This window comes from Mycobacterium sp. 4D054, from assembly GCF_052245755.1.
Taxonomy (GTDB): domain Bacteria; phylum Actinomycetota; class Actinomycetes; order Mycobacteriales; family Mycobacteriaceae; genus Mycobacterium.
Genome location: NZ_JBQQCF010000150.1, coordinates 1 through 902, shown reverse-complemented (window position 1 = coordinate 902; position 902 = coordinate 1). Strand labels below are relative to the sequence as shown.

The following is a 902-nucleotide window of genomic DNA, read 5'->3' as shown; positions in this document are numbered from 1 at the left end:
TTGGTGCACAACCCGGATGGCAGTGATACCTGGCAGTTCCGGGATGTGGTGATCCCGAACGTGGCGCTCAATGCGGTGGCGGGCCGGCCGAAAGAGGAGTACGGCCTGGAGCCGCAGGGGCTCGATGAGATCAGGCCGGGGTGTTGGCAGGTCGATGAGCGGGTCAAGGACATGAACGCCGGCGGCATCCTGGGGTCGATGTGTTTTCCGTCGTTTCCGGGGTTCGCGGGCCGGTTGTTCGCCACCGAGGATGCGGAGTTCTCGTTGGCGTTGGTGCAGGCCTACAACGATTGGCATGTCGAGGAATGGTGCGGGGCCTATCCGGCGCGGTTCATTCCGATGACGTTGCCGGTGATCTGGGATCCGCAGGCGTGTGCGGCTGAGATCCGCCGCAATGCCGCCCGTGGGGTGCATTCGTTGACGTTCACCGAGAACCCGGCGGCGATGGGCTATCCGAGTTTCCATGATTTCGAGCATTGGAAGCCGATGTGGGATGCGTTGGTCGATACCGACACGGTGCTCAATGTGCATATCGGGTCTTCGGGGCGGTTGGCGATCACCGCCCCGGATGCGCCGATGGACGTGATGATCACGTTGCAGCCGATGAACATCGTCCAAGCCGCGGCGGATCTGTTGTGGTCGCGGCCGATCAAGGAGTATCCGGATCTGAAGATCGCGTTGTCCGAGGGTGGGACGGGGTGGATCCCGTATTTCCTGGAGCGGGTGGACCGGACCTATGAGATGCATTCGACCTGGACCGGGCAGGACTTCAAGGGCAAGCTGCCCAGCGAGGTGTTCCGCGAGCATTTCCTGACCTGCTTCATCGCCGACCCCGTCGGTGTCACCACCCGCCATCAGATCGGGGTGGACAACATCTGCTGGGAGGCCGACTACCCGCACAG

1 protein-coding gene is annotated in these 902 nt (G+C 62.7%); it reads left to right on the top strand.

The genetic code is table 11. The features are described from left to right. Positions 1–902, top strand: a 902-nt coding sequence (locus ACTWP6_RS30330) for an amidohydrolase family protein (protein WP_443189641.1), incomplete at both ends; no start/stop codon positions are given.